Genomic DNA, 21,780 nt, shown 5'->3' on the forward strand with positions numbered 1-21,780 from the left:
CCTCCTATTTCAGTGCCGCAAGCTCCCGGTTTCGCCGCTGAAGCGTACTGGCAATACTCTCGGTCAATGTTTCCGTTTCTTTTTTCCAATCGGCCGGGGGGTCCTGCAATACAAGCAGCAGGGCTACATGATCATGCAGCAGGGAAATCTGCTGGCTGATGACAGCCTCCGTCTCATACATTGCCGGGTCTGATACGGGATCGCTGTATTTGAATTGTTCTTCCAGATCCTTGAGCAGCTGGTTCAATTCTTCCGCACCCGGGTTACTCCAGGTTCGGGCGGTAGCTGCAATCTCCGTTATCTCCATCAGATGAAGGCGCAGACTTCGGCTGGCATCAGCCGTTCTCTGCTCCTGTACTCCGGCATTCCACCCGTACAGCCCAACCGCCCCCAGCGCTATGGCGCTCAGGATCAGCACGATTAGCTGCTCCCCGGCATACCAGTAAGGCTGCAGCGCCAGCATCCAGTCCAGCACAATTGTCGAAAAAAAGACTACTGCCGTATACACGGCCATAATTAAAGCCCCGCTCAAGAGGACTGGCGGGGTCCGCTTGGCGGTCCCGGCCGTCCGCAGCCAGAACAGGCTGTAGGCATACACTGCTGTTTCTGCAATAAGCAGAGCAATCATGGATACCACTGTACGGAATACAGAATCCGCAAAACCCAGCATAACCACAGACCCTAACGTGAAAATGACAACTGCGGCGTAAATCCCTGTAAACCAGCTAACATATTTTCTGTTTCTCTTCATGAGACTCTCCTTTTATCCGGCCCTTGTTCCACACTCCGGACAAAACTTCTGGCCCGGCTGCAGCACATGCCCGCAACCTGCACATGGAATAATCACGCTGGTTCCGCAGTGCGGACAGAACTTGGCGCCGGGCACGACCTGCTCCCCGCAATTCCGGCAAGCCGTGCGGTCAGCGGGAGTGCCTTCCGGCTCCGGCTGCTGAAGGCTGCGGCCGCAGCCGCTGCAGAAACGGGCCTCAGCGGAATTGCCTGCGCCGCAGCTTGGACATGTCTTGATTGTGCTGCCCGCTGCAGAAGCCCCGCCTTCCATGATGCCTCTCGTCATCCGGTTCATCATCTCGGAGGCCGGACCGGCAAAACCTAGCCCCATCCCAAGACCCAGTCCTGTATTCACCATACCGGCACCGATACTCCCCGGATTCCCGGCGGCCTCCTCCATGGTATTGAAGCTGCGCTCCTGTTGGTAAGTGAAGCCGATAATGTCCATCTCCGCTTTTTTGGCCAAAGCTTCCTTCAGCCGGACCGTTGCCGGATCATCATCGGGAATGCTAATGGAATCAATATAAAAGTTATTCAGCTCAATTCCGCTCTCCAGAAAGGTTGAAGCCAGCCGGCCTTGAATATGCTTGGATATTTCCGATACGTAGGCATTAATCTCCAGTATGCTGATTTTTTTGTGGACCAGGTAGGTAGAGATCAGCTCGTTGATATTGGACATCAGCAGCCCGCGGAAATAACTAAGCATTGTACTCTGATCAAACTGCGGCAGCGTCCCGACCAGCTTCAACAAGAACTTGCGCGGTTCTTCGATTCTGACACCGAACTGCCCAAAGGCGCGGACAGCGATCATCATTTTATATTTCGGGTCCTGAAGCTGCAGCGGTGCGCTGGTCCCCCATTTCACGTTCATGGAGTTCAGCTTGTTCACGTACCAAATTTCCGCAGTAAACGGCGATTTGCCGCCGAAAGGAAGGTTCACCAGATTCGAGAGAAGCGGGATGTTCGCTGTGCTGAGCGTGTGTCTCCCTGCGGTAAATGAGTCCAGCGCCTGACCGCCCTTGAACAAAATCGCTTCTTGGGATTCATTGACGATCAGCTGCGTCCACGTTCCCAGTTCCTGGTTCGGATACTTCCAGGCAAATACGCCAGGAGGCCCGTCATATTTTACAACTTCAATGATTGCCATCTGCCTATCCTTCTTTCCTGATCATAGGTATGTAGTATATATCGGTTGTTGACTTGGAAATTTCCCCTACTTTATTGTATACGACAAAGGGATAATTTGGGTTCTTTTTGCAAAAAAAACGCCGGCCATGCCCTCCCTTATCCGGGAAAGCACAGTCGGCATTTGGTTTAGTCTCAAATCGGCAGCAGCTTAATAATAACTGCTGTTCTCTACGAACTCGAATTCGAAATCAGCGATCCGGACAATAGTCCCTTCCACCGCTCCACGTTTGCGCAGCTCAGCATCCACACCCATGTGGCGCAGTGTGCGCGCGAGCTTAAGTATGGCATCATGTGTGCTGAGCTGCATCCGCTTCAGCATCCGCTCAATCCGCGGGCTGCTGACCACAAAGGCATCGTTATCCCGCGTAATAGTGAAGGAGTTGTCCTCTTCCGCTTCGAGCTTGTAGACCTTGCGTTCTTTGGTCTCTGCTACTTCTTCCACAACCGGAGCCACCGGGATGCTGTCGAGAAGATCCGTCGCCCGGTAGAGCAGCTCCTGTACTCCCTGACGGGTAAGTGAAGAAATCGGTATAATTTCCAGATCCGGCCGAAGCTCTGATACCTGCTCGCGGAATGCAGCCAGATTCGCCTCCGATTCAGGCATATCCATCTTATTGGCTGCTACGATCTGCGGACGGTCCATGAGACCGGCGTTGTACTGCCTCAGTTCGTCATTAATCTTCACCCAATCCTCAAAGGGATCGCGCCCTTCGGAGCCGGACATATCCACAACATGGATGATGATCCGGGTGCGTTCCACATGCCGCAGGAATTCATGTCCGAGACCTACACCCTCGCTTGCTCCTTCAATCAGTCCCGGCAGATCGGCCATGACAAAGCTGCGGCCATCCCCTACATCCACCACACCTAAATTCGGAGTAATGGTCGTGAAGTGATACGCACCGATCTTCGGCTGTGCAGCGGAAACGACGGAGAGCAGGGTGGATTTGCCTACGCTTGGAAAGCCCACAAGCCCCACATCCGCCATCACCTTCAGTTCCATCACGATATAGCGTTCCTGGCCTTCTTCCCCATTCTCCGCCAATTCAGGAGCCGGATTGGCCGCTGTGGCGAACCGGATATTCCCCCGGCCGCCCCGGCCGCCGCGTGCAACCACTACCTGCTGGCCGTGGCGGGTCATGTCGGCAATAACTTCCTTGGTATCGTCGTCGATCAATACGGTTCCCGGAGGGATGCGTACGATCATATGCTCGGCGTTCGCCCCGTGCTGGCTTTTGTTGCGCCCTTTTACTCCGCGGTCCGCCTTGAAATGGCGTTGATAACGGAAATCCATCAATGTGCGCAAGCCTTCATCCACACGGAAGATCACATCTCCTCCGCGTCCGCCGTCACCGCCGGCCGGCCCGCCTTCCGGCACATATTTCTCCCGGCGGAAAGCCACCAGGCCGTCGCCGCCGTCGCCGCCTTTTACATAAATCTTAGCTTTATCTACGAACATTCATGTTCACCTTCCTTACATTCCCAGAGGCAGCCGAAGCTCTACATTGGGTTTACCCCTTCCAGACTGCTCTGCTTTGATAATTTTTCCTTGTACTATATTATAAATTTGCCCCTGCAGCAGCTCGGGATCGCCATGATCCCCCTCGCTTTCGAAAGAGATCAGAATGTCTCCTCCATCCTGTGCAAAACCGAGCAGAAGCTTCCGTGTATCGCCCTCCGGGGCGAGTCCGCTGTACTGATAAGCCCTCACCGTCTGCATGATCACCTGTGTCAGCTCTTCCCCCGTGTCCGGGCTGAGCTTATTCTCCAGCTGCAGTCCTTCTTCTACCTGCACTTCCAGCTCCAGGCTGCTTCTGAAGGTGCGGAAGGACTGCAAATAGAACACAAGCGAAGGAATGCCGAGCTTAGCGATACGGCTGTCCAAGGCAATCCGCTCCTTTATTCTTCCCACACACTCCAAGGATTTATCAGGCTTGCCGAGCTGGATATATCCGTAAAGCACCTGCAGATCATTCATCCAGTCATGCCGGTGATGATTAAGTGTCCGGTTCGCCGCCTGCTGTAAAGTCTTCTCCTGTAGGCGCAGCTCCTCTTCAAAATGACGCCGGTTGTAAAAAAAGCTGTAAGCAAGCACCGCAGCTACCCATACGGCAAGCAGCAGGCATGTCAAAAGGGAAGTATGCCAATACAAGAGGCCTAAAGGAAGCATTACGGATAACATGACTGCCCAGATCAACCATTTCCAGGATTTCATTCTTTCTCCCCGTCCCTCAGTTCGCAAAATTCATGCATATTTAGCTGTTCCTCTTCACTGATAATTACCATTTTCCAGTATAACACAGGCTTTCCCGGCAATCACCAGCATTTCAGCCAAGCGAGAAATATAAGGATGATTTGTGGAGTGAACCATATAAATCCTTATATTTTGAAAAAAAGCCCCCGGCACTCATGCCGGAGGCTTCTACTTGCAATTCGATTTCCGAAAGCTTACGCTTCCAGTGCCGCTGCTACCGGAGCGACATCAACCGGGTACACGCTCACTTTTTTGCGATCGCGTCCCCAACGTTCGAACTTCACTACACCGTCAACCAGAGCGAACAAGGTGTCATCTTTACCGATGCCTACGTTTGTGCCCGGGTGGATTTTGGTTCCGCGTTGACGAACCAGGATGTTGCCGCCGGTAACTGCCTGACCGTCAGCACGTTTCACGCCAAGACGTTTGGAGTGGGAATCACGTCCGTTCTTGGTGGAACCTACACCCTTTTTCGATGCGAACAATTGAAGATCCAATTTCAACATGTTGGTCAACCTCCTTCTTTAAATAATAACTTCCTGTATCTTAATATACTTCCCGTATGAATCTGCGATATCACCGAGCATAAGCACCATGGATTCCAGCAATAGCTGAACCTTGGCGGAAACTTCGGGATCGTCCACCGGAACCAGGGTTCCGCTTAGAAAACCATCCTTCATCGAAGTATCCAGAACAACGCCTGTCAGACTTTCAATCGAATTCACCGTTCCAACCGTGACGGCGGAAACACCGGCGCAGACGATATCCCTGCCGATCTCTGCGTATTTCGCATGCCCTTTAACAGCAAAACCGACAATCGCACCTTGAGCAGAAGCCCGTGTAATCCGCACGTTAATCATTAACGCACCTTCTTACGCTTGAATCTTCTCGATTGTTACTTTGGTGTACGGTTGACGATGACCTTGCTTCTTGTGGTAGTTCTTCTTCGGTTTGTATTTGAAAACTACAACCTTCTGACCTTTACCATGCTTCTCGACTTTAGCTGTTACAGACGCGCCGCTTACCAGCGGAGTTCCTGCAGTCAGACCGCCGTCGTTGGAAACAGCCAATACACGGTCAAACGTTACGCTTGCGCCGTCTTCAGCATCCAGCTTCTCAATGAACAATACGTCGCCTTCTTGGACTTTGTATTGTTTACCGCCAGTTTCGATAATTGCATACATTGTACTTGCACCTCCTCATGTCTCAGACTCGCCTAGTCTAGGTGGCAAATTCCCGGAGGAACCGCGCTTATGTACCCGATCGGAGCGGTTGCAGCATGTGCAGGATTAGAACAACCAAACACATACTTGAAGATAGTATCACACATATTACGTTCAGTCAATGGCAGAAAAAAACTAAAACCCGGGCTCCTGTAAAACCGGGAGCTATTCCAGCCACGCGCCGACTTTGCCCGTGCCTCCGCAGCATTGGCAAATCGCCGGGGCGAAGCCTGCAGAGTCATGTCTCGCCTTCTTGCGGGTCATCTCCAGCAGTCCCAGATGGGTCCATCCAAGAATATGCGTCTGTGTGCGGTCACGGCTGATGACCCTCTCCAGACGTTCCGTAACCATCTTCCGGTGCTCTTCACGCTGCATATCAATAAAATCAATGATAATAATGCCTCCCGTATCCCGCAAGCGGATCAGACGCCCGATTTCCTCCGCCGCCAGCAGATTCGTGCGCGTGACCGTCTCCTCCAGTGAAGTTCCGCCCGTGTATTGTGCAGTGTTGACATCAATGACGGTGAGTGCCTCCGTCTCATCCCAGATCAGTGTTGCCCCGCCTTCCAGGGTGATTTTGCGCCCGAAGCTTTTGTGCAGCTGCTCCTGCACCCCGTACGCGGTAAAGATCGACTCCTGTCCATGGTAGAAGCGGACGGGCTTGTACTTTCCCGGAGCCATATCATTCAGAAAAGCCTCCGCTTCCCGGACCGCCTTCGCCGAGTCAATCATCAGCTCATCCTGCTGCGGATTGAAGGCATCCCTGATGAATCGCTGGACAATGCTGAGATCCGAGTGAAGCAGAGCCGGTGCCCCACACTCCTGCGCCCGGCGGGTGATCATCTCCCATTGGGACCGGAGGAAGGAAAGGTCGCCTTCCACGGCCTCCACCGGTTCATCCTCCGAGACGGTCCGCATAATAATTCCTTCTTCCTGCCGCCGCAGCCGCTCGCCGATGGCCTTCAGCCGGGCACGTTCGGATTCACGGCTGATTTTTTTGGATACGCCGACATAATCCGCAAAGGGCATGTACACCATCCAGCGTCCCGGAAGCGTATAGTGGGTCGTTACACGCGCACCCTTGCCGCCCCGCGGCTCTTTTCTCACCTGGACCACAATTTCCTGGCCGGGCTGCAGCAGCGTTTCAATGGAAGGCTTCACCTCCGGCTGCCTTTCCAGATGGGGATGCAGCACATCATCTACATATAAAAAAGCATTCTTCTTCTGTCCAATATCAACAAAAGCGGCCTGCATGCCTGGCAACACATTCATGACCCGCCCCTTGTAATAACTGCCGACCAGCCCTTGCTGCTGATCACGTTCGGCTGCATATTCGACCAGACTCCCATTGTCCAGAAGAGCCATCCGGGTAACATGCTGCATGCAATGAACGATCATTTGCTTCATGGCTTCACCTCTGGTTTCAATCGATCTTTCTCCGTCATCCATCAGCGGGATGGTTCAAGTCCATATTTTACATTCCAAAATAAGAAGAGATCAGCTTCTGCTCCGGCACAACGGCCACGATGCTCTTATCCTCATTCATCACATAGATAAAATGATACTGGTTACGTTTAAATAGACGCAATATATCATCCAAAGGTTTCGCGGAAAAGGCAACAATTGGACGCGCGGCACTTCCCGATTGCTGGTATCGTTCATATACTGCTTCTCTGTTCATCAAAAAGGAGACAAAGCGGTAAGGCAGATTACGCTGGTCCGTAAGGTTCGAATAGAGCAGAAAAGCCCCGATCATCAGCAGGTTCAGCCGGAGCCCTCCCCCTGTGCCCAATGGCAGCATTGCATACCCGACCACCAGCACACTCGCCGCGATGCTCACTCTGCCGCACCATAGCAAAGTAGCATAGTAGGGAAGCAGCAGACTAAGCATCGCCTGAAATATTTTACCGCCATCCAGAGGGAGGACAGGCAGAAGATTAAATAACGCGATAATCGCATTGGCTTGTATAAAATAATCCAGGAACGCACTGGTGCCATATCCGGTCTGCCGGAGTCCGTAGGCCATGACGATCAGCAGCACATTCTGCAGCGGTCCGGCAATAGCGATGCCCATCTCCCGGACAGCGGTCAGACGCCCATGATCCTCCATCACGGCAACCCCGCCGAAAGGCAGCAGCTGCACCGATTTCACCTGAACCCCGCAGAGCAGCGCTGCACAGACATGTCCCATTTCGTGAATGAACACAATTGTGAACAGCGTCAGCAGTTCCAGAAACTGGCCTGTGACCACAGAGAGCAGCATGATCAGAACAAACAGCGGGTGCAGCGCCAGCTGGATACCCCTGATCCTAATCAAACGATACCACTTCAGCGGGATCAATATAAGTCTTGTCTTTCATAATTGCAAAAAAAAGCAGCGGCACTGAAGCATTCTCCGTTTCCTCCAGCCAGCCCACAGCATCCCCGCTTTGCACCCAGTCATCAGCTGCCAGCTTCGTCCCGCTCAGATGCCCGTATTCAGCCGTTATATCCCCGGTATGGCGTACGGTGATCCGGATTCCGCCCTGCGCTTCTTTGGCAACGGACAGCACCCTTCCCGTATCTACACTTTTGACTGTTAGCGTCCCGTTAGAAGCTTCTGCAGGCATAATCTCCACACCATTCATTGTAGCAGCAAAAGGCCGGACAATACTGCCTGCAAGCGGAGTGCTCAGACCATGCGCGGCGGTTACCTTCTCTGCCGGCTGATCTTCGCCGCCGAAGATCGGAATAAATGCCGGCGCTCCGCTGAAATGCTCCTCGTACCAGACCTGCGCGGCGGCAAAATCCATATCCCTGCTGAGCGCATCGGTAATGAAGGCCTGCACTTTGAGCGCCCAGGGCTGCTGGATGGCAAAGATTCCCCATACGGCGCCAAACACCACAATGCTCGCGATGGTTCTCCGCATAAAACCCGAAGCAAAGCGCGGCTTGTCCCCTCCCCCTTCATCCACCCAGCCCCCGCGCCGCTGCTTCCATAGGGCCTCAGGGTCAGGCTCGCGATCTGTAGAATAATCATGGGCTGCTCCCTCTCCCCATTCCTTGAACGTTGTTGTCCGGTCAGACAGCGCATACAGCGGCGGGACAGCTGTATGCGGAGAATCGTCCAGCTCCAGCAGGCTGCGGATGCGTTCCTTGCGGCGGCCTTTAATACCTGATTTCTGTTCCATGTTGATCCCTCCGGCGGGCTTGTTTTACTTTTATTTTATGAAAGACCGGGGCTGATTTAGAACAAGCCCCGCCGGGAGAGAGAACAGAAACATACAAAGCTGAACGGTTCAGATACGCTTTGGTGTGGCTTTACAGCACGAATCCGAATCAAGTGATCTACAGCACAAAGAGCCCGCTGCAGACTATCTGCAGGCAGGCTCTTTGTGCTGTAGTTTGCTATGCTGGTAGAACCTTGAGTCCGTTCAACCCATACCAAAGAACTTCTTCAACTTCTTGAAGGCCCCCGGCTTCTTGTCCAGCTGCATCAATGGCACTGCATCCCCCAAAATCCGCCGGGCGATATTGCGGTAAGCGATTGCCGCTGCCGAATCGGGATTCATGACGGTAGGCTCCCCGTTGTTCGCTGCCTTGATCACCAGCTCATCATCGGGAACGATACCAATCAAATCAATATTCAGCACCTGCAGAATATCTTCAATATCCAGCATATCACCTGTTTTGATAAGTCCAGGCCGAATCCGGTTCACTACCAGCTTCGGCGATTCTACGTGCGACTGCTCCAAAAGGCCGATAATCCGGTCCGCATCCCGCACGGCAGCATGCTCCGGCGTAGTCACAACAATCGCCTTGTCTGCTCCGGCAATGGCATTGCGGAAGCCATGCTCAATCCCGGCCGGACAATCGATCAGGATGTATTCATACTCCTTTTTGAGCTCAAGAATGATATCCTTCACCTGCTCCGGTGTAACGGAGGTCTTGTCTTTGGTCTGGGCCGCAGGGAGCATGTACAGCTCATCAAAACGCTTGTCCTTGACCAGCGCCTGATTCAGACGGCAGCGTCCTTCCGCAACATCGACCAGATCATAGATGATGCGGTTCTCCAGCCCCATGACCACATCCAGATTCCGCAGTCCAATGTCGGTATCGACCAGACATACTTTTTTGCCCTGCAATGCAAGCGCGGTGCCAATATTGGCCGTAGTGGTTGTTTTGCCAACTCCGCCTTTGCCCGAGGTTACGACAATCGCTTCTCCCATGGAGGCTACACCCCTTTAAAAACATTTAAACCCTGACGTAATTTGACTATATTATGAATTTTGTCGATTTGCATAGCACCGCTCGATAGATAGGCAAATTCCATACTGCTTTCCCGGGTTCCCCATTCATCCGGCGGGCGGCTGATAACGTCAGCAATCCGCAATTGTGTTGGCGACAGCAGGGATGCAGCAATAATAGATTCCTGATTGCCGCCCACCCCGGCATGAGCCATACCGCGCAGTGCTCCAAGAATATAAATATCACCCGTGCAGGTAATCGACCCTCCGGGATTCACATCGCCCAGGAACAAAAGATTCCCTTCATGGTGCAGGACCTGTCCGGAACGAATCATTCCGCTGACCATAAACAAGGCATCAGTATCCTTGCCGCCGGGCTCTTCCAAAGCTTCAACGGAACGGACCAGCAGATTGCCCTGGCTCTTCAGAATGTCCAGCACAGCTTCCTTCTCTTCTTCGGACACCGAACGGTTGCCCAGCTTAATGTCCACATGCACAATCGGTCCGGTTAATATATTCTGATGGCTGTGCTCCAGCTTATAGCGAAGCTCGCTTAAGAGATCTTCAAAGGGGCACTTGTCGTCTAGCAGGAATACCAGGCCATCCTTGATGCCCTTGATCCTTACATGCTTGGATTGTACTGTCATTTGCCTGTCCCCCCATTCTCATTCATTCGTGCCGGGCCAGGCAAATTCCTTCTTTCCCATGTAAGAAAATGCAGTCCGGCTTTATGCAGCCTCTTCCTTGCGTGTCTCTTTCTTCAGCTGTTCAATCTGCTTGCGGAGAGGCACATAGAGGAGCAGGGCAACAGCAAAATGAAATAACATGGTGGGCAGCATATGGTGCAGCAATGCCCAATCATAAGAAACCCGGCTTAAATTAAATACGCTGTAAATGGCAAATAGCACACTATCCTCAAGCAGACTGCCCAGCAGGACCACCGTCATCATCAGCGGCAAGGGTGCACGCGGCAGCTGGAATATCAAACCGATCAAATAAGCTGACACTCCCATTGCGAAGGAATGGGCACCGAGAATCCGGCCATAAAACACCACATCATGCAGCATCCCGAAGGTCAAGCCCAAGATCAGAGCTGTATGGCGGTGATGGTATACCGTTACAAACAGAATCACAATAAAAACAAGATTCGGAATAATCCGCATCTCCCAGGCGTTTGGTAGCAGCCAGGGCATAATTGTGCCTTCTAAGATGAATAAAAGAAATAAGAGCAGTACTAAGACGGATCTGCGCATCTTCACTATTCGGCACGCTCCTCCGTAAAGACAACGAACAGTTCCTTCCAGTCCTGAAAACCCGCCGCCGGTTTGATGATTGCCGTTGAAGTCAACCCGTATTCCCCTACCTTAACACTTTCAACCGTTCCGATGGTCATCCCGCGCGGGTAGACCCCTCCAATTCCCGAGGAAATGATGGTATCCCCTTTGGCTACCGGATTTCCCACAGGGATTTTATTCATCATCAGCATCCCGGATTGCTGGTCGTAGGATTCAATCATCCCGAAGGTATTCCCTTCCTTATTGAAGGCGGTCGCTGCAATGGGCGGCTGGGAGTTCGGATCATTTACATCCATCATGGTCATCAGCTTCACGGTGGAAGTGAAATTGCTTACCTGGCTGATTACGCCAACCAGCCCCTCAACAGAGGTCACGGACATATTCAGCTTAATTCCGTCCTTGGCTCCAAGGTCAATAACCAGTGTGTTGTTGCTTGGCTCCGTCGTCAAGCTGACAACATTTGCAATCCGGTAGTCATATTTGTACAAATTCTTCTGGGCATTCGTAAACTTAAGATCGATTTGATATTGATCGTTCTGTGCCTTGATGAAATTATACTGGGCCTTTTCGCGCGCATACTGGGCAGCGAGGATTTTGAGCTCCTTATTCTCTTCAGCCAGCTTATGCAAATTCCCGATATCTTGGAACAAGCCCGCTACATATCCAGCGGGCTTGTAGAACAGGTTCTGCACGAAACCGGTCGTATCTCTCAGGAAATTCTCCGGCCAGGACAAGGATTTCCTGGTCCCCAGGCTAAAACCCATGACAACAATAAACATGACCAAGGCAATCAATAATATGAACAAACGTTTATTATTAAACAGCTTAAACAGTTTCAACACCCTCTAACAAACGTATTTCTCCCATATTAGGGGTTGACGTTCACAGACAAGCCAGGTTCTAACGCTTGGAGCGGAGACTGGAGCCGGTGCGGCTTTTGAAGAGATGAATATTCTCCAGCGCTTTGCCTGTTCCAATGACAACACAATCCAGCGGATTCTCAGCGACGATCACAGGCATCCCGGTCTCGCGGGCCAGCAGCTTATCCAAATTGCGCAGCAGGGCGCCGCCGCCGGTAAGAACAATGCCCCGGTCCATAATGTCGGCTGCCAGCTCCGGAGGGCATTTCTCCAGCGTAACCTTCACAGCTTCCACAATGGCATTAACAGTGTCCGATAACGCTTCACAAATCTCATCTGAGGTAATGGTCAGGGTCTTTGGCAGTCCGGTTACAAGATCACGCCCGCGGATCTCCATGGTTTCCGTCTTCTCCAGCGGCAGAGCGGAACCCACATCCATTTTGAGCTGCTCCGAGGTGCGTTCTCCGATCATGAGATTATACTGCCGTTTGATGTACTGAATGATGGAATCATCCGCCTCGTCTCCGGCAACCCGCACCGAACGGCTGGTTACGATACCGCCCAGGGAAATAACAGCTACTTCGGTCGTACCGCCGCCGATATCGACGACCATACTGCCGGTCGGTTCCCATACCGGCAGGTCTGCACCAATGGCAGCCGCAAAAGGCTCCTCGATAATATAAGCCTCACGTGCACCTGCCTGCTTGGTAGCATCCTCTACAGCACGCTGTTCCACGGCGGTGATGCCGGATGGAACGCACACCATTACATTCGGATGGCGCTGGAACATCGAGCGCTGCTTCTGGGCCTGACGGATGAAATATTTAATCATAGTCGCCGTTGTATCGAAATCGGCAATAACTCCGTCCTTCATTGGACGAATGGCACGGATATTTCCCGGCGTGCGGCCGATCATTTTTTTGGCAGATTCGCCTACCGCCTCAATTGTCTTGGTATCTGTATTAATGGCCACAACGGAAGGTTCTCTGACAACGATCCCCTTGCCGCGTACATAGACGAGCGTATTCGCTGTCCCCAGGTCAATTCCTAAATCTTTCGTAAAACCACCTAACATGCTTGTATTCTCCTTTTCCCTTGTATATCTAGCCCATTGTATTACATGAATCCTTTTTCCTTCAAACTTATAAATCTGCTGTCTCCAATGATCAGGTGATCCAGCACATCGATTCCGACAATCTCCCCGGCCTGAAGCAGTCTTGAAGTTAAAGAGATGTCTTCCGGACTGGGCGTAGGATCACCGCTCGGATGATTATGTGCGCATATGATTGCTGCGCTGCTGCATTTCATAGCTGCCCTGAACACCTCGCGGGGATGCACGATGGAGGCGTTGAGGCTGCCCATGGATAATGTCTCCTGCGCAATAACATGATTCTTCGTATTCAGAAAAAGGCAGACAAAATGCTCTTTCTGCAAGTAACGCAGCTGCTCGGTCAATATCTCCGCCGCGTCCTGGGGACTGCGGATGATGACCGGCTCGGTCAGCCGGGAGTTTGCCATTCGTCTTCCCAGCTCTATGCCAGCTTTGAGTTGCACGGCCTTGGCAGGGCCGATGCCTTTGATATTCGTCAGTTCTTCAATGCTCAGGTCCGCCAGCCCGCGAAGACTGCCTGCCACCCCCAGCATCCGCTGGGCAATATGAATAGCCGATTCCGCCCGCGTACCTGTACGCAGCAGAATGGCCAGCAGCTCCGCTTGGCTTAATGATTCCGCCCCATAATGCATCATGCGCTCTCGTGGTCGTTCTTCATGGGGGAGGTCCCGCAGCATAAATGTTTGCGACTCCATCCCTATCCCTCTTTCCTAATAGCTCCGCTGCCGGCCCAGCACCGAGATGCCAAAACCCGACAGCATCTCCCCAAGCAGCGACAACGGCAATCCGACCACATTGAAATAACAGCCCTCAATCCGTTCCACCAGGGTGGCGCCCAGCCCTTGGATCGCATAGGAACCAGCCTTGTCGGCAGGCTCTCCGGTCGCTATGTAAGCGGAGATTTCATCCATGCTCATCGCTCTCATGGTTACAGAGGTTACCCGGTGCTCCACCACGGTCTTCCCTTCCGGCAGCCCTATGCAAGCTACTCCGGTGTATACCTGATGTGTCCGGCCCTGCAGGAGCTGAAGCATGTTTCTGCTGTCCTGCTTGTCCGCCGGCTTGCCGAGCACTTGGTTCCCCAACACCACGATCGTATCGCTGCCGACGATAACGGCGCCACGCTCTCCGACAGAAGGCCGCACAGCCTCCGCTTTGCGGAGCGCAAGGCGGCGCACAATTTCTGCGGGCGCTAAGCCTGGCGGCGTGCTCTCGTCAGCATCGCTTGAGATGACTTCGAAGGGCAAGCCCAGCAGAGCTAACAGCTCCCGGCGGCGCGGAGAACCCGAAGCAAGAATAATCATTCGTGAGTTGTCATGCTCCACTGTATTAACGTCCCTTCTCAGCAAACATCGAAGCTACAGCCTGCGGTAGAGCCAGAGGGCCGTAATAATACCGGCAAGACTGAGCAAGCACAGTTTCAAATGAATAGTGATGTCATAGGTTATGATGTCCAAATCGGCTTGCGGCGACCATTTAAGTACAGTCGAGGCTGTAAGAAAAGACAGACCTTTTACAGGTTCCAGCAGTTTGGCGATCCACGCCCCGGCCAGCCAGCCCAGAATAAGAAATAACAGCAGTATTCCCACATTTTTCTTCTTCATCTAAGTCTTCCCTCGCCATTTTTTGACACCCTAATTATTATACGGTGAAACGGAGTTCAACACAAACGCAAAATCAGGTACGGAAATGATTACCACTCTCCGGCAAGTATAGACCGGGGTAAAGCCAGCCTGCTGCAATTGCAGAGTCCTTACACCACCTGGGCTTGGAGGCAGCGGAAGCAGATCATCCATGAATATTTTACCTCTTAAAAAACAACAGCAATCCCCTGCCCGGCAGACAGCCAAAACGGGGGGATTGCTGTGTCTAGTATTTATGAATGGACCCGTTCAGGACAAGGCAGAGATCAGGCTTTTCTGGGTGGTGAGAAAACTCATCATCGCTTCCTGCACCTCCCACAGCAAGGCCTGGGCATGGTTCTTATTATACTCATTCAGCGCGGATATGCCCCGGCTCATGGATTTCTCCAGCCCGGCGCAGAGCTTCTGCGCTGCTGCCGGCAGGCCAGGCTCCAGTGCCCGGACAGCTTCGGTCCACTGCATATGGAGATCGCTGACCGCAGTGCTGTCCGCGGCCCCTCCTTGCCCGCTCAACTGCGAAGCGGACAGCCTGCTGAGCTCGCCGAGCAGCTTCCCGCTGGCGGTGAAGTAGCTGTCTATAGTCTCAGCCGATCCTGCAAAGGCGGCCTGCTCCGCAGCAGGGAGCGAGACCTCCCTGACGTACAGCTCGATCCCCTGATTCTTGAGGCCGCTGCTGAGCAGCTTGGCCTGTTCGCGGTCAGGCGACATGCCGGCGTATACCCGGTTGCCGTCCGCCGGATCCAGTCCGGCGGCCAATCCGGCGGCAAGCAGTTCCTGCCTGGCCTGCTCCGCCCCCGCAGGAGTGCTGAATACACCGTACTGCAGCAGGTAATAGGTCTGTGCTGCAACCTTCACCGGAATACGGTTCACCCCTGCATCCCCGCCTGCGTCCGGCGGCAGGGCAGCGGCAGTGTCCGTTCCGCTCTGTACGGCCGGCGAGGCCACATTTGGAGTGTTATTGCCTCCCGCGGGGCTTCCGCCGCCAATCAATGACAGCGCCGCATAGCCAAGCAGGATGCCAGTGCCGAGCGCTCCGGCGATGGAAAGTGCGAGCTTCCACCAATAGGAAGGACGCCGGGTATGGTAGGCGCCGCCATAACTGCCCCCACGAAGCGGGGGATCTTCATAGTGCCCGTATTCATTGGACCACTCTGGACCATAGCTGCGTTCTTCCGGCCTATCTTCATCCTGCTCTGCAGGAGCAAGAGGATAACGCGGGCGCTGGTCCCATAAATCAGGCGGATGGTCCGTGTGAAAGAAAAATGATCTTGTATCCTCCTGTGTACTGATCCGGTCCTCCTGATCCTCCCGGTATAGCAGGACGGGATCATACTCCTCCGGTTCCTTAGAAACCTCCTTGCGCGTGCTCTCTATGCCGGTGTCCGCCGGGTAGCGCTGCTGAAGCAGCTCCGCTTCCCGCCGCTGCTCTGCTTCCGCGTATTCCCTGGCAGTGCCCAGCCCGGACCCTGATCTGCGGTTGAGCGGCCCAGTTCTTGTATTCCCGGTATCCGTATCAAACTTGAAAGTCATTCTTCCGTTACTCAACGCTCTGACACCTCACTGTCGTCTATTCTATAAGCAATATATGATAGACGAGAGAAAGATATGCTATTTTAATATAATTACACGAGACTAAGCACTTTGGCCTTCACGTTCTTCACCTCATAATGGTTAAGCAGTGTACGGTAAGCACGGTCAGATATGAGGGAGGCGAGCTCCGGGGTCTGCAGCAGCATGACCGTCTGTTCAGCAATCTCCATGGCCGTTCCGGCCAGCAGTATATCCCTGCCGTTCTCGCAGATCAATGCCTCAGCGCCGCGCGGGCTGGTTACGACCGGAGTCCGGAGCGCCCACGCTTCCAGAATCTTTTCCTGACCCCCGCAGCCTTCATCCAGACAAGCAATCACCGCCTTGGCCCGGCGTATGTATTCCCCGGCAAGACTGGTATCCTCAATAATCTTCACGGAGGAATCCGTCTTGGAGAGGGCCTGGATTGAAGAATCTGCAGCGCTGCCCACCATGTAGCATTGAACCTCCGGGACCTCAGCCCGGATCAGCGGATAAACCTTCGCATGAAATAATAAGGCTGCATTCCTGCCCTGTACGTTATGTATATCCCAGTGAAGCATGATCCCGTTCTCTTTGCAGACCGGCTCGTCATGCTGATATTGCTGAAGATCCACAAAAGGCGGGACGACATGCACCTTGCCGGCATCGGCAAAGGACAGCGCCTTGAATGACAGGGCATCCCGCTCGTTAGCCGTCAGCAGCAGGCCAGTCTTATTCATCAGCCTCCGCTCATCCCGCCGGGTCCGGGCTTCATTCAGTTTGTGGTAAGGATACTTGATCCTGCGCCGGACAGTCCCCCCCTTCTCCGCGGCCCTGCTCCAGGTCCGGCGGGCATCCGTAATAATGACCGCTTCGGGTAGCAGGGAAGAGATCATGTCAATACAGTTGTTGAGAAATCTGTGGGAAATGAATACATGACTGTAGGTATGCCGGCTGCAGAGCCGCCTGATCTCAGTCCGCAGATCTTTACTGATGTCTTCAAAGGCAGCTATGGAGCGCAGCTTGTCCAGCGGCCGCAGCAGCGCACTGCGGGAAGCCGCTGCCTGCTCTACCCGGTGAACGGTAAGCGTATAACCGGAATCCGCAGCCCGTTCCCGCCCGCCTTGGCGGAATTCAATGAGGTCAATATCAAATTTCTCCAATAGGATTTCAAGAAAACTTTCTATCCGGTGTTCTTCTTCCTTACTGCATTCTTTCTGGGCTGAAAGGAACAGCATTCTTTCTCTCATGGCTCTGTCTCCTTGGTGTTCTATGAAAAGATCAAACGGGATATGCACATATATACGCAGAAAAAAAGCAAGCGGATCACATCCCGCCGCTTTTTATGAAACTTTAGATGTAGATCAATAGTACCCTATTCCTACCCTAAAGACTGTCGATTTATGGAATAAAATAAATCTTTTTTGAAAGTCGTAACCATTTAGACCAAACCAAGCAGTTTCTCACGTACACTTCCTGCCTCATAATTGCCCATTAGCGTCTCATAAGCACGGTCCGCCAGTACTATTCCGCGTTCGTGATCATGAAGAAGCTGAATCACACTGTCTGCAAAGGTTACAGGATCATCAGCAATCAGTATGTTCCGCGAATGCTCGTAGAGCAGGCCTTCCGCTCCTTTCGTGCTTGAGACTACAGGTGTTTTCAGCGCCCAGGCCTCCAGGATTTTCAGCCGGGTTCCGCTTCCTTCCCGCAAGGGAGCAATGACGACCTTCGCTTTGCGCACATAATCGGCAACACTGTCCACATAACCGGTGATCACTATCGAGGGGTCCTTTTCTGCCAGCGCAGCGACCTCCGGGTGTACATCCCGGCCCACAATATACCACTTGATCTCCGGCACCTTGGCCTTAATGAGCGGATAGATCTCGCGGTAGAAGTAGGAGGCTGCGTTAATATTCGGAAAGTAGTTCATATTACCCGGTAAAATGATCCAATTCTCTTTGGGGATGCCCGTATTTGCCGGATAATCTCCGATACGGATAAAGTTGGGGATCACATGGACTTTATGCGAATTCGGGATGGACAGCGATTCGAACGCCAGACCGTCCTGCTCCGAGGTGGTCAGCAGCAGATTCGTCTTGTCCATCAGCTTGAGTTCGTCCCTCTTCGTCCAACGCGCATTGAGGGAATAGAACAGCTTGGCAAAGCCCTTTTTCTTGGCTGCCAGTTGTGCGGACAAGCCGCTCTCAAAATTGTGGGCATCCGTGATGATCACGGTGCCCGGCAGTACCTCGCGCACAATGTCAATGCAGATTCCCAGCAGACTGTGGGAAATAAAAACATGGCGGTAGCTGTTCTGGCGGCACAGTTCCCCGATCTTGCCGCGCATATCTACATCCACATGGCTCATGTAGGAGCTGTTGCGCCTTTTATATAAGGAGCGGAGCATGGCTTTGCGGTAATTCACCGTTCGCTCGACCTCGTGTACTGCAAGCCCCGGCACCTCATGTTGGTCATCTGCAGGCCTTGAATTGCGGTAAGTAAGCAGATCAATATCATATTTGCCCAACAAAATATTCAGGATATTGCCAGTTCTCAGCTTGCCTCCGCTATCCTGTGGAAAAGGATTCTCCGCAGATATGAATAGCAATTTCTCCCTCATTGTCTTCGTCTCCTAATCTCAAATGGTCTATGTCTATGCTGTGTCGTAAAGTGCATAGCATATATTACCCCAAACTTCATTGCGGTTTTGTCGTTTTATGTATTTTCCAAAAATAATTTTCAAAAAAATGTATTTCCAGAGCGTGTTTCTAAACTTAATCAATCTTTATCACATAAAAAGAAGAAATGGCACAGTACTCTTTAATGCAAAGAGTGCTGTGCCATTTCGATGTGAATTCTGTTAGATTGCAGGCCCCGGCTCAGTGCTTCTTCAGTCCCTCAGCCAGTGCATACCCAACCTTCCAGATGTCTCCCGCGCCCATTGTAATCACAAGGTCGCCTGGAGCAATCCGGTCCTGCAAATCGGCTAATACGGCGTCTTTGGTCGGCAGATGCCTTGCATTGGCATTGCTGTTCTGCACGATTAACTCTACCAGCTTGGCAGAGCTGACACCCTCGATCTGCTTCTCCCCGGCCGGGGAATAGATGTCAGTCAGAATCACCTCATCGGCTTCACTGAAGGCACGGCTAAAAGCATCCAGCAGGAAAAAGGTCCGCGTATAGCGCTGCGGCTGGAACACGGCAATAATCCGTTTGCCCGTAGCCTTGGCTGCGCTGATCGTAGCCTGGATTTCTGTAGGATGATGCGCATAATCGTCAATGACCAGAATATCATTGGCCTCCCCAAGCACTTGAAACCGCCGTTTTGCCCCGTGGAATTTCAGGATGGACTCCGCAATTCCCTGGAAGGGAATTCCGGCCTTCAGACAGGCAATGACTGCCGCCATCGAGTTGTAAAGATTGTATTTGCCGGGGATGGACAGCTCGATGCGCCCCAGTACTGCACTGCCGAAGTTCATGGTGTAGGCTACCTGCCGGTCGCCAAGCACGATATCGGTCGCCGTGTAATCCGCAGACGGCGAATGAATGCCATAGGTGATCACGTTGCCTTTGACTTCAGGCAGAAGTGAGGCAGCCGTCTCATCATCCGCACATACAATTGCGGTGCCGTCCTCCTGCATCTGATTCATGAATTGTACGTAGGCGGCCTTCAGGCGTCCGAAATCGCCTCCGTAATTCTCCAGGTGATCGGCTTCAATATTCGTCACAATCCCCAGCCAAGGATGGTATTGCAGGAAGGAGCCGTCGCTCTCATCCGCTTCGGCTACAACGTACTCCCCTTGTCCCGCCTTGGCATTCGTGCCGACATTCATAATTTCCCCGCCGATGATATAAGTGGGGTCCACTCCACACTCTTCCATAATCAGCGCGATCATTGAAGAGGTGGTGGTTTTGCCGTGGGCGCCTGCAATCGCAACACCTTTGCGCTCATTCAGCAGCCGGGCAAGCATTTGAGACCGGTGCAAGACCGGAATGTTAAGCCGCTCCGCTTCTACCCATTCCACATTATCACTTGCCAGAGCCGTTGAGTATACGACAAGGTCTGCGCCTTTGACCTGCTCAGCCGTATGCCCGATATACACCTTGGCTCCTTTGGCTATTAGTTTCTCGGTTAATTCCTGAGCCGCCACGTCGGAGCCCGTTACCGTATATCCCATTTCCAGCATTACCCGGGCAATCGCGCTCATGCCATAGCCGCCGATCCCTATAAAATGCACACGTTCAGTAGTATCCAACAGTTCGTCACCAGCCTTTTTCAGAATTGGGTTGCCGCAAAAGCGTACTGCGCACATCAGAAATCAAATACAGCGTTCCGGAGACGACCGCAAGGTCCTGCTCCGCTGTGATCGACTGCAGAAGCTGCAGCGCTTGGCCCCAATCATGTTCTACTTTGATTACCAAATTTTCTTTGGCATATTTCTCACGCAGACGTTCTGCGATTGCCTGCAGATCTTCCGCGTCCATTTTCTTCCGGAAATCCGGTTCGGTCAGGATGAGCGTATCCACTATAGGCAGTATATGCTTGAAGTATGACTCATGATGCTTATTCGCCAGCATCCCCATGAGCAAATTTAATTTATCGTACTTGTAAAACTGAGGCAGGCTTTTGGCCAGGCTCTCTGCACCTTCGGGATTATGCGCCCCGTCCAGGACAATCCGCGGAGAAGTGCTCACTTCCTCCAGACGTCCCGCCCAAAAGGTGCTGCGGAAGCCTTCCAGCACATCCTCGTCCTCCAGTATAAAAGCCATATACTGACGCAGGACCTCCAGCGCCATCATCGCCGCAGCGCTATTACTGAGCTGATGCTCGCCTTTCATGGCAATGCCAAGCTCAAGGGAACGGAAAGGGCCCTTGAAGGTGAAGGTCTGAAGACCGCCGCTGACCACGGCGCTGCCGTAGCTGAAATCTTCTCCGGCAAGATAGAGTTTGGATTTGCTGGCAGCCGCTTTGGCCTTAAGCACCGCTATGGCCTCCGGCTGGCTTACACAGGTAACCGCCGGGACACCGGGCTTGATGATCCCGGCTTTTTCCCCGGCAATCGCCTCCAGCGTATCGCCCAGAACATCAGTATGATCGTGGCCGACATTTGTAATGACAGACACAATCGGGGTTACGATATTTGTTACATCCAGCCTTCCCCCAAGACCAGTCTCCCATACGACAACATCGGGGTAGCAGACTTCCGCATAATAGAGTATGGCGAGAGCCGTAGCAACCTCGAACATTGTAGGTGAGCCAAGCTCAGTTTGTGCCATTTCTTCAACCAGCGGATGCAGCCTGTTCGCAAGTTCAGTAAGGACATTCTCAGGAATGTCCACTCCATTGTACTGAAAACGGTTTGTGAATTTGGTGATGTAGGGAGACGTAAAAGTCCCCACGCTGTACCCGCTTCTGATCAGCACACTGGTCAGAAAGGCGCAGGTCGAGCCTTTGCCGTTCGTGCCCGCCACATGAATGAACTTGAGCCTGCGATGGGGCTGGCCCAGCTTCTCCATCAGCCGTTCAATCCGTTCGAGACCCGGGCGGATGCCGAAAGGAATGAGGCCGTTAATCCAATCCACTGCTTCTGTATAAGAAGTTAAGGGAGCGGTTCCGCCGCTCCCGATCCACTCGTCCAT

23 protein-coding genes and 1 other annotated feature are annotated in these 21,780 nt (G+C 52.8%); all 23 genes read right to left on the minus strand.

Features of this window, described 5'->3' with window-relative positions:
* Positions 1–4: 4 nt before the first annotated feature.
* The gene (locus PRIO_RS26425; RefSeq protein ID WP_020429274.1) at positions 5–751 is read right to left on the minus strand and encodes a hypothetical protein; all 747 of its coding nucleotides are present in this window, start codon (positions 749–751) and stop codon (positions 5–7) included.
* A 12-nt stretch (positions 752–763) separates the two neighbouring features.
* Positions 764–1,936 carry an SPFH domain-containing protein gene (locus tag PRIO_RS26430; RefSeq protein WP_020429276.1) on the minus strand — a complete coding sequence of 391 codons (1,173 nt, stop codon included), beginning with the start codon at positions 1,934–1,936 and terminating at the stop codon, positions 764–766.
* Between the two features lie 189 nt (positions 1,937–2,125).
* Positions 2,126–3,436 carry a GTPase ObgE gene (obgE, locus tag PRIO_RS26435; protein ID WP_020429278.1) on the minus strand — a complete coding sequence of 437 codons (1,311 nt, stop codon included), beginning with the start codon at positions 3,434–3,436 and terminating at the stop codon, positions 2,126–2,128.
* Between the two features lie 15 nt (positions 3,437–3,451).
* On the minus strand, positions 3,452–4,192 hold the full coding sequence (locus tag PRIO_RS26440) for a Spo0B domain-containing protein (protein WP_020429280.1): 741 nt from the start codon (positions 4,190–4,192) through the stop codon (positions 3,452–3,454).
* Positions 4,193–4,425: 233 nt separating this feature from the next.
* Positions 4,426–4,737, minus strand: a complete 312-nt coding sequence (gene rpmA / locus PRIO_RS26445; protein ID WP_020429282.1) for a 50S ribosomal protein L27 — start codon at positions 4,735–4,737, stop codon at positions 4,426–4,428.
* An 18-nt stretch (positions 4,738–4,755) separates the two neighbouring features.
* Positions 4,756–5,091: a ribosomal-processing cysteine protease Prp gene (locus PRIO_RS26450; protein WP_020429284.1), complete on the minus strand. Its 336-nt coding sequence runs from the start codon at positions 5,089–5,091 to the stop codon at positions 4,756–4,758.
* A gap of 12 nt (positions 5,092–5,103) precedes the next feature.
* Positions 5,104–5,415, minus strand: a complete 312-nt coding sequence (gene rplU, locus PRIO_RS26455; protein WP_020429286.1) for a 50S ribosomal protein L21 — start codon at positions 5,413–5,415, stop codon at positions 5,104–5,106.
* A gap of 14 nt (positions 5,416–5,429) precedes the next feature.
* Positions 5,430–5,515: a sequence feature (ribosomal protein L21 leader region), on the minus strand.
* 104 nt (positions 5,516–5,619) lie between these two features.
* Positions 5,620–6,861, minus strand: a complete 1,242-nt coding sequence (locus PRIO_RS26460) for an Rne/Rng family ribonuclease (RefSeq protein WP_020429287.1) — start codon at positions 6,859–6,861, stop codon at positions 5,620–5,622.
* A gap of 67 nt (positions 6,862–6,928) precedes the next feature.
* A complete protein-coding gene (locus tag PRIO_RS26465; RefSeq protein ID WP_020429289.1) occupies positions 6,929–7,771 on the minus strand; it encodes a M50 family metallopeptidase in 843 nt (280 codons plus the stop codon).
* A complete protein-coding gene (locus PRIO_RS26470; RefSeq protein ID WP_020429293.1) occupies positions 7,764–8,624 on the minus strand; it encodes a M23 family metallopeptidase in 861 nt (286 codons plus the stop codon). The genes PRIO_RS26465 and PRIO_RS26470 overlap by 8 nt, the downstream gene beginning before the upstream one ends.
* Positions 8,625–8,867: 243 nt before the next feature.
* The gene (gene minD / locus PRIO_RS26475) at positions 8,868–9,662 is read right to left on the minus strand and encodes a septum site-determining protein MinD (RefSeq protein WP_020429295.1); all 795 of its coding nucleotides are present in this window, start codon (positions 9,660–9,662) and stop codon (positions 8,868–8,870) included.
* Between the two features lie 5 nt (positions 9,663–9,667).
* On the minus strand, positions 9,668–10,327 hold the full coding sequence (minC, locus tag PRIO_RS26480) for a septum site-determining protein MinC (RefSeq protein ID WP_020429297.1): 660 nt from the start codon (positions 10,325–10,327) through the stop codon (positions 9,668–9,670).
* An 81-nt stretch (positions 10,328–10,408) separates the two neighbouring features.
* Positions 10,409–10,939 carry a rod shape-determining protein MreD gene (gene mreD / locus PRIO_RS26485; RefSeq protein ID WP_020429298.1) on the minus strand — a complete coding sequence of 177 codons (531 nt, stop codon included), beginning with the start codon at positions 10,937–10,939 and terminating at the stop codon, positions 10,409–10,411.
* Entirely contained in the window at positions 10,939–11,817 is an 879-nt protein-coding gene (gene mreC, locus PRIO_RS26490) for a rod shape-determining protein MreC (RefSeq protein WP_020429300.1), read from the minus strand. Before mreC ends, mreD begins: the two co-directional genes overlap by 1 nt.
* A 58-nt stretch (positions 11,818–11,875) precedes the next feature.
* A complete protein-coding gene (locus tag PRIO_RS26495) occupies positions 11,876–12,910 on the minus strand; it encodes a rod shape-determining protein (RefSeq protein WP_020429302.1) in 1,035 nt (344 codons plus the stop codon).
* 41 nt (positions 12,911–12,951) lie between these two features.
* A complete protein-coding gene (radC, locus tag PRIO_RS26500; protein ID WP_020429304.1) occupies positions 12,952–13,641 on the minus strand; it encodes a RadC family protein in 690 nt (229 codons plus the stop codon).
* Positions 13,642–13,656: 15 nt separating this feature from the next.
* Positions 13,657–14,250 carry a Maf family protein gene (locus PRIO_RS26505; protein ID WP_020429306.1) on the minus strand — a complete coding sequence of 198 codons (594 nt, stop codon included), beginning with the start codon at positions 14,248–14,250 and terminating at the stop codon, positions 13,657–13,659.
* Between the two features lie 54 nt (positions 14,251–14,304).
* Entirely contained in the window at positions 14,305–14,550 is a 246-nt protein-coding gene (locus tag PRIO_RS26510) for a DUF4321 domain-containing protein (protein ID WP_020429308.1), read from the minus strand.
* A 288-nt stretch (positions 14,551–14,838) separates the two neighbouring features.
* Positions 14,839–16,134 carry an SPOR domain-containing protein gene (locus tag PRIO_RS26515; protein ID WP_141639125.1) on the minus strand — a complete coding sequence of 432 codons (1,296 nt, stop codon included), beginning with the start codon at positions 16,132–16,134 and terminating at the stop codon, positions 14,839–14,841.
* 77 nt (positions 16,135–16,211) lie between these two features.
* Complete coding sequence (locus PRIO_RS26520; RefSeq protein ID WP_020429313.1) at positions 16,212–17,387, minus strand: glycosyltransferase; 1,176 nt, start codon at positions 17,385–17,387, stop codon at positions 16,212–16,214.
* Positions 17,388–17,578: 191 nt separating this feature from the next.
* Positions 17,579–18,760, minus strand: a complete 1,182-nt coding sequence (locus PRIO_RS34115; protein WP_020429315.1) for a glycosyltransferase family 4 protein — start codon at positions 18,758–18,760, stop codon at positions 17,579–17,581.
* Between the two features lie 259 nt (positions 18,761–19,019).
* Positions 19,020–20,396: a UDP-N-acetylmuramate--L-alanine ligase gene (gene murC, locus PRIO_RS26530; protein WP_020429316.1), complete on the minus strand. Its 1,377-nt coding sequence runs from the start codon at positions 20,394–20,396 to the stop codon at positions 19,020–19,022.
* 7 nt (positions 20,397–20,403) lie between these two features.
* Complete coding sequence (locus PRIO_RS26535; protein ID WP_020429318.1) at positions 20,404–21,780, minus strand: bifunctional folylpolyglutamate synthase/dihydrofolate synthase; 1,377 nt, start codon at positions 21,778–21,780, stop codon at positions 20,404–20,406.

The organism is Paenibacillus riograndensis SBR5, assembly GCF_000981585.1.
GTDB lineage: Bacteria > Bacillota > Bacilli > Paenibacillales > Paenibacillaceae > Paenibacillus_AQ > Paenibacillus_AQ riograndensis.